The sequence below is a fragment of the Vibrio sp. 1402 genome (assembly GCF_033340275.1).
Window position 1 is genome coordinate 1 of sequence record NZ_JAWOWE010000185.1, and the last position, 783, is coordinate 783.

General features: G+C 50.4%; 1 protein-coding gene and 1 pseudogene. Both read right to left on the reverse strand.

What is annotated here, in order from left to right; genetic code table 11:
- Positions 1 to 117, reverse strand: a pseudogene (locus R7044_RS24970) (enoyl-CoA hydratase); the annotation flags it as partial.
- A gap of 41 nt (positions 118 to 158) precedes the next feature.
- The coding region (locus tag R7044_RS24975; RefSeq protein ID WP_263857039.1) for an acyl-CoA dehydrogenase family protein at positions 159 to 783 on the reverse strand (625 nt) is incomplete at its 5' end.

Sequence of the window (783 nt, forward strand, 5' to 3'; positions counted from 1 at the left end):
CACTTTTAAAGCGTGAAGGCTATCTGCCGTCCACGTGTTCGCGGGGGGATTATTCATCGTAATCATTGCGACGTGATTTTGAATGGTGTGCTCAATGGCTTGTGGCGTTGATGACATAATGTGACTTCCCCTTTTGATGGCGCAGACCCGATAGCTTGTTAGAGCAACGCTGACGTTTCTGAGAGCAGACGACGCGCGATGATCAGACGCATAATTTCATTAGTGCCCTCAAGAATTTGATGTACGCGAACGTCACGGAAATAACGCTCCATGGGGTACTCTTTTATGTACCCGTAACCGCCGTAGATCTGCAACGCTTGGTCGCAAATTTGAAAACCGACGTCGGTTGCAAAGCGTTTCGCCATCGCGCAGTACGTCGTCGCATCGGGATCGCCTCGATCGAGTTTGCTGGCGGCATAACGCACCAATTGCCGTGCTGCGACAAGCTCCGTCGCCATGTCCGCTAACTTGAATTGCAGCGCCTGAAATTGCGCTAACGATTTTCCGAACTGTTTTCGCTCCTGCATATATTGCGTAGCTTGATTCAGAGCTTGTTGCGCCGTACCAACGGAACAGGTCGCGATATTAATGCGCCCACCGTCCAATCCTTTCATGGCAAATATGAAGCCTTGCCCTTCTTCGCCCAGTAAATGACTTGCTGGAATAACGACATTGTCAAACGTAACCGCGCGTGTTGGTTGACTGTTCCAGCCCATTTTGGGCTCTTTTCGCCCATAACTGATGCCGTCAGCTTGAGCAGGAACAACAAATGCAGACACACCT